This window comes from Endozoicomonas sp. ONNA1, from assembly GCF_024606325.1.
Classification (GTDB): Bacteria; Pseudomonadota; Gammaproteobacteria; order Pseudomonadales; family Endozoicomonadaceae; genus Endozoicomonas_A.
In genome coordinates this window covers 1-6,190 of sequence record NZ_JAHHPN010000360.1, presented here as the reverse complement: position 1 = coordinate 6,190, position 6,190 = coordinate 1, and the positions used below count along the sequence as shown (strand labels likewise).

The 6,190-nt window shown below is 51.6% G+C and carries 8 protein-coding genes; 2 read left to right on the top strand and 6 right to left on the bottom strand.

Features of this window, described 5'->3' with window-relative positions; all coding sequences use genetic code 11:
- Positions 1-242 precede the first annotated feature (242 nt).
- Together KDK19_RS08340 and KDK19_RS08335 are read left to right on the top strand one after the other, a co-directional pair.
- On the top strand, positions 243-416 hold the full coding sequence (locus KDK19_RS08340) for a hypothetical protein (RefSeq protein ID WP_257287957.1): 174 nt from the start codon (positions 243-245) through the stop codon (positions 414-416).
- A gap of 19 nt (positions 417-435) precedes the next feature.
- Positions 436-915, top strand: a complete 480-nt coding sequence (locus KDK19_RS08335; RefSeq protein WP_257291721.1) for a DUF3489 domain-containing protein — start codon at positions 436-438, stop codon at positions 913-915.
- A 394-nt stretch (positions 916-1,309) separates the two neighbouring features.
- Here the strand turns inward: KDK19_RS08335 and KDK19_RS08330 are convergent, their stop codons facing one another.
- The 6 genes from KDK19_RS08330 to KDK19_RS08305 all read right to left on the bottom strand — a co-directional run.
- A complete protein-coding gene (locus KDK19_RS08330) occupies positions 1,310-1,678 on the bottom strand; it encodes a holin family protein (protein WP_257291720.1) in 369 nt (122 codons plus the stop codon).
- The gene (locus KDK19_RS08325; protein WP_257276410.1) at positions 1,675-2,118 is read right to left on the bottom strand and encodes an N-acetylmuramoyl-L-alanine amidase; all 444 of its coding nucleotides are present in this window, start codon (positions 2,116-2,118) and stop codon (positions 1,675-1,677) included. Before KDK19_RS08325 ends, KDK19_RS08330 begins: the two co-directional genes overlap by 4 nt.
- A gap of 16 nt (positions 2,119-2,134) precedes the next feature.
- On the bottom strand, positions 2,135-2,410 hold the full coding sequence (locus KDK19_RS08320; RefSeq protein WP_257276409.1) for a flagellin: 276 nt from the start codon (positions 2,408-2,410) through the stop codon (positions 2,135-2,137).
- A complete protein-coding gene (locus tag KDK19_RS08315; protein WP_257291719.1) occupies positions 2,376-3,653 on the bottom strand; it encodes a site-specific DNA-methyltransferase in 1,278 nt (425 codons plus the stop codon). Before KDK19_RS08315 ends, KDK19_RS08320 begins: the two co-directional genes overlap by 35 nt.
- 180 nt (positions 3,654-3,833) lie before the next feature.
- Positions 3,834-4,214, bottom strand: coding sequence for a DUF6362 family protein (locus KDK19_RS08310; protein ID WP_257291718.1), 381 nt, complete (start codon positions 4,212-4,214; stop codon positions 3,834-3,836).
- Positions 4,215-4,526: 312 nt separating this feature from the next.
- Positions 4,527-6,190, bottom strand: a 1,664-nt coding sequence (locus tag KDK19_RS08305; RefSeq protein ID WP_257291717.1) for an AAA family ATPase, incomplete at its 5' end; no start/stop codon positions are given.

Below are 6,190 nucleotides of genomic sequence, written 5' to 3'. Positions count from 1 at the left end.
CGAATCTTGCCGGACTTGACCAATTTGGCCACATATTGGCGGCTCCAGCCTTGACGTTTGGCGAATTCCGATTGCGAGATGAGTGTCATAGCGATCTGTATAACCTCCTCTGTCCCGCCGTGGCCGGATGCATCCTCCTGTTTCTACAACCTATTGATTATTAATAGTTTTTTCCTTGATAACCACCGGTTATGGAGCCTTACTGTACATAACGCAAACAAGCATCAAAAAGGAAACAGGCCATGAATAAGAAGACCGAACAAGCCCTGGAAACCATCGCCCAAAAGACCCTGCTAATGGACACCCTCAAAACCCGAAACACCTCGGAAGACTTCGAGGAAGTCGCCGTCTGGCAAGTCAGAAAGGCTTTGGAACAGGCTTATCAATTGGGCCTGAAACAAGGCCAAAAACAATAACCCCAAAAGGAGAAGCACCATGAAAACAACAAAACTCACTGCTACCCAAGAGACTGTTCTCAAGCAAGCCGCTGAGACAGGAACCCTTGACGCTTCCGAGCTCACCCTGAAAGGAGGTGCCCGGAAGAAAGTGCTGGACAGTCTGACCAGCAAAGGCTTTCTGATCCCCATGAAAAAGGCTGACACCTACGACATCAGCCCTCAGGGCAAGACGGCCATCGGCCTCCCGGTAGACGACCAACCTGCCCGGAAAGGCAAGATCCGCACCGGTACCAAACTCCACAGGGTGATTGAGCTGCTGAGCCGACCCGAAGGCGCTGAGATCCACGAAATCATGCGCGAGACCGGATGGCAACAGCACACGGTTCGCGGCACTCTGGCCGGAGCCTTAAAAAAACGACTGGGACTGACCATTGAATCAGAGAAGCCTGAAGGCAAGGATCGCATTTACCGGATCACCGCCGGACTGGAAGCGCTCTTTCAGGGTGAGACTGCATAAGTAACCGCTCTCACATTGCAAGGCGGCTGGCTGACGGCCGCTATTGCTCCATTCTACTGGCCATTGAACTCAAGTTTTAGTGGTACCTCAAATCTGTCAACCAGGTTGACAACCCTGGCCGCAAAGGCTGACAGTTTGGTTGACAAAATCCCTGGCTGGTTGACACCGGAAAGCCTCGCCATTACTGGGCTGAAGCCCAATCTGTCAACCTGAGTGTCAACCCCGATTTTCACTCTGTCGCTGGCGCTATTCCGCGCTGATGCATACCCGCACTAGAAGACGCCTCCCAGGGACCCCGGAACAGCCGTCAGAAGATGTTTATCAAGCGTTCTCTTCGATCCCGAGACGCTCCCTGTATTTAAAAAGAAGCTCTCAGAGCGGCTTAAATTAAGCCTCAGCCTTTCCATGTTCTTGTCACCTTCTCCAGCCCACGGCTGGCAATGTATCCGCCAATACCCAGCTGAATAATATTAAACAGTTTCAGTTCCACTGCCTCAGTAAGATTTGGTGCTGACCAACCCATCCATCGACACACGACTAATGCCGTAAAGACCAGCATCACCATGGGTCTCCAGTTCCTTTGCAGCAAGCTTTCACCCTGAGCTTCGGCTTTAACAACGCCAGCCTTTTGCTCCAGCTCATTCAGCTCACCGTTGAGCAGCATCTTGCTCAGTTCCGCTCTGGCTTCCCTGGCTTTGTTCGCATCAGGAAAAAGCTTGTCGATCACCTTCCCGATCACCGGGATGGCAGCCACCAAACTCACCGTTTGCCTCCCAGCAGTCCTTCCTGTCTTAACCAGTGGTGCACATCAAAATTGGGACAGGTCTTCACCTTACTAAAGTGATGATGACCATGCACGACAGCGTTTGAATAAATAGCTTGATGGCCAGCCACCAGAAGCTTCAGCATTCGCTTCTGTTCCGGAGTGAAGTTATCTTCTGGCTCATTGTGTTCATTCAGGCCACCCACCAAACAGATGCCAACACTCTCATGGTTGTGGTATTTGACATGAGCACCCCAGTCTTCAATAGGACGACCCTGCTTTACGGAACCGTCCCTCTCAATCACCCAATGGTAACCAATATCCAGAAAGGCCCGCTCCATGGTGTGCCAACGTTTGATGTCGTCAAAAGTAACGTGTTGGTTGGCTCGGGTGTCCGAGCAATGAACGACGATGTAATTAGTTTCCTTACGCTTGCCCATGACTCATCCCCTGAGTTTATGTTTTAAGAAAGTAAGCCAACAGGCCAATAGCAGCGGTCAGCACGATCCAACCGAAGCGCTCGATATAGCCCAACATCACACCCCGGCGACTGGCCTGGAACTCCAGTTTTCGGATGCGTTTCTCCTGCTCGTCCAGGCGTTCATCCTGACGGGTAAGGTTGTTGGTCTGGTGAGTAATTCGTTCCTCGATCATGGACAGACGGGAAACGGCATCGCTCAGTTTGTCGAGCTTGGAATCAATCTGATCCAGTCGCCTTGAAAGTTCTTCCATGTCTTTCTTCTCTGGTTTGTTCAAAGGTCAGATGATTGGATTCAAGATAGGCTTCCTTGCCTGTGTACTCCTCCCATCGGCGCACGATGACATCAACGTATTTGGGGTCCAGTTCGGTAAGCCGGGCACTGCGGTGTGACTTTTCGCATGCAATCAGTGTGGAGCCGGAACCGCCAAACAGGTCCAGCACGATGTCGTGGGTCTTGGAAGAGTTGCGAACAGCTCGCTCTACCAGCTCCACGGGTTTCATAGTGGGATGAAGGTCATTCCTGGCAGGCTTGCTATAGAACCAAACGTCGCCCTGATCTCTGGCTCCACACCAGAAATGTTCGTTGCCTTCCTTCCAGCCGTAGAGGATTGGCTCGTACTGCCGTTGATAATCGGAACGACCCAGGGTGAAGGTGTTCTTGGCCCAGATGATAAACGTGGACCACTTGCCACCGGCTTCCCGAAACGCTTTCTGGAGTGTATCCAGTTCAGACGACGACATGCAGATATAAATGGCCCCCTTGCAGACTCCGAGCAGGTTGGTCATGGCGGCCAGCAGGAAAGCGTGGAACTCAGAGCCGAGATTATCGTTTTTGATCCGGCGATCTTTTTTGGCTTGGGTGTTTTTCTCAGGGTTAGCGTAGTCAACGTTGTAAGGTGGATCGGTGAACACCATATCCGCCAGCTGGCCTGCCATCAGGGCTTCCACATCTGCCTGTTCGGTAGCACTGCCACACAGCACCCGATGGCTTCCCAAAATCCAAAGATCACCCAACTGGCTGACGGGATGCTCTTCCGGTTCAGGAATTTCGTCATCGTCGGTCTGCCCTTCTGGTTCGTCCACCAGCAACAGACCTTCCAACTCCTCATCGGAAAAGCCCATCAGGTCCAGGTCAAAATCCAGGGCATCCAGCTCTGCCAGTTCCTGTTTGAGCAGTGCTTCATCCCAGCCTGAGTTGGCCGTGATCTGGTTGTCGGCAATGATCAGCGCCCGGCGCTGAGTCTCACTCAAGTGCCCCAACACAATCACCGGCACAGTTTCCATGCCCAGCTGCTTCGCCGCCATCAGACGACCATGACCGGCTACGATGACATCGTCACTGCCCACCAGCACCGGATTGACAAACCCGAACTCCTCGATGGACCGGGCAATCTGGTCCACCTGCTCATCGGAGTGAGTACGAGCGTTGTTGGCGTAGGGCACCAGGGTGGCGACGGGGCGATGTTCTATGGCTTCGACAAGGATTCTGGACATGATTCTTCCGTGATTTCCAGATGTAAAAAAACCTCAAACCGGGGAGGTGTGAGGTTCAGGTGCACTTCGCTTCGAGCTTAGCGTTAATTCTTGTCAAATTTGGCGAAAGTGTCCAACCCTTGAAGAGGCCTCTATTTTGGATATAGCCAGACAAAACCAGACACTACGAGTTACTTCGGGTTACTCCGGGTTACGTCCTCCGGCCAAATGGATGGCAATCCTGCTCATGGCTTTGCACCAGTGTGCGTATGGGGTTTTCCGGTTCACTCCCAAATCTTCAGCAATCACTCGCCAGGGCAAACCCGATGCACGAAGCCAGATCAGCTTGCGTTCCTCCTCGCTGACCCATCGCAACCAGCGCATACACTTCACCATGCGATCCACTTCGTCTTCCGAGGGCTTGGGCAATCTCAGGATTTTGTTTTCCCCTTGATAAACTTCCCAGCGGTTGGGATTGATTTCGGGCCAGTAGGCCGAGTACCGGAGATTAATACCTAACGACACTCGTCGTGCTACCAGCCAGGCTTCCCGATAGCGATTGGCCAGTTCATTGATGTCCATTCGAGATTCCTCCCTGAGTCGATTTCCAGCCGGAAATATCACGCATCAGTAAGGTTGGAAATTTAAGTTCCAACCTTACTTGTATAAGTAAGGGGTTCTGGAAATTGGAAACGGTTTATTTTTCAATGAGTTACACGTTTCCAGAGCCACGCCATTTCTTGGAAATTGGAAATGCGACATATGTCACTTAAATTTTCATATTTCTTTATACTTTCAGACTGTTAGAGTGTTTTTTTAAACCTTTCTCTATTTCCAAAACTCTGGAAATGTTCTGGAAATGCTGGAAATTGGAAACGCTCTGGAAACGCTCAATCAGTCATTTTTCAACCGATCTGCACCCTCTTCAATCCGGCCTTTTCCATCAGCAAATAGTCCCCAGGGAGAATCCAGCCACTTTTGTTCTTTTGATCCCAGAAGTGTGCCTTTAACCACTCTTGGCGGACGCTCATTCAACAATTCCTGAACCATATTTTCGAGCTTGTGTCTGGGCATATGATGGAAGGCTTCAGGAAGACGATGCCGGTGCTTGAAGACCCCATTCACTCCGGTATGAGTAAAAGGATGCCCACGACTGGCTGCCATTCTGATGCCGCCAGCGAGCACTCCCAGCAAATCATAGGTAGAAGGCTGTTGACCTTTTATCCTTGCAGTCAGGTCCTCCAACAATCCGATGCTGTTGCGTTTATAAGTACGGATTGTCCGATCCGCCGGGCCATTGGATTTCACTACCGCTCCCTGGTAAAAACTTCTCGGCTCGGGGATCAGGTTCAGAGTCTGACAAGTTTGCTGCACGATCTGGTCCTGTGCAGGCCAGAGGGCATAGGCCATACGAACACCATCCACCAGCGCACTGCTGCCTCTAATGGCATCCCTGGCCTGTTCTGCACTATCGATGGGTTTCTGTCCTGGTGGTTTGCGCATATGGTGAACCACAATCACAGTGGCTCCGGTTTCACTGGCCAGATTTGCCAGCAGCCCCGTCAGGTAACTACCCACTGCAGGGTCAGCGTTCACATCGGCATGAACAAAAGAGGATAAGGGATCAAAGACCACCAGCTTGAGATCTTCAATAGCCTGAAGCTGGCGGACTACCTGGGTAAACTCTGATGTCGTTCTTGGCCCTTCCGGAGTTTCCCTGACCATGGGGAATGGGCCACCTGCATTAGGTAATGGAATAATGAAGAGTTTCTCAGGCGATTTCAGTCGCAAGTCTGTCGGGTCCAGTTTTTGAAGACGACGGTGTACTTCTGCCTGATTATCCTCAGAGGTGAAAACAACGGCTGTTCCATGTTGTAAGACCTTGCCACCAAACACCTCGACCGTCAGGTCTTCACCACAGGCAATTTCCAGTGCAAGCTTGAGTGTGAGCATTCCCTTACCTGTGTCTCCCATAGCCGCAAGGATTGAGACAACACCTAATGGAAAAGAGCCTTCAATCAGGTAGTGCTGCTCAGGGGCTACACCTTTGTAACGGAGCGCACTCCAGTCTGACAGTTGCAGGCCTGCCGATTTGATTGTCTTCCGCTCGGTTGCGGCCATCCAGTGATCAATATCAAAGCCTTCCTGAACGGCATCTGCGGAATCCCATTTCTCAGGTTTATCTGCCGGTGGTTTCAGAATCACTACAGACAAAGCTCCGACATCATCGATAGCTTTAGCCGCACTGAAAGCATATTCCAGCCCGGCGTCGTCATTATCAGGCCAGAGCGAAACACGCTTACCTTTGAGAGGTGACCAGTCCGTCTTATCCGTCGGGGCCTTGGCACCGTTCATTGCAGTGGTGGCACAATAGCCACTTTCAATCAAAGCCTGTGCTGCTTTCTCGCCTTCCACCAGCAGTACTTCGTCCGCTACCTTGATACCTGGCTGGTTGTAGAGTGGCCTGGGGTTGGGGGCTTTGGTTTTACGGGTCTTTACATCCCAAGGCCGAAACTCTTTACCCTCTGGCGTATCGTACCGGTAAACACAGGCGATCA

Coding starts and splice junctions, on each gene's coding strand:
- KDK19_RS08340 (WP_257287957.1), top strand. CDS start 243: ATGAATAAGAAGACCGAACAAGCCCTGGAAACCATCGCCCAAAAGACC.
- KDK19_RS08335 (WP_257291721.1), top strand. CDS start 436: ATGAAAACAACAAAACTCACTGCTACCCAAGAGACTGTTCTCAAGCAA.
- KDK19_RS08325 (WP_257276410.1), bottom strand. CDS start 2,118: ATGGGCAAGCGTAAGGAAACTAATTACATCGTCGTTCATTGCTCGGAC.
- KDK19_RS08320 (WP_257276409.1), bottom strand. CDS start 2,410: ATGGAAGAACTTTCAAGGCGACTGGATCAGATTGATTCCAAGCTCGAC.
- KDK19_RS08315 (WP_257291719.1), bottom strand. CDS start 3,653: ATGTCCAGAATCCTTGTCGAAGCCATAGAACATCGCCCCGTCGCCACC.
- KDK19_RS08310 (WP_257291718.1), bottom strand. CDS start 4,214: ATGGACATCAATGAACTGGCCAATCGCTATCGGGAAGCCTGGCTGGTA.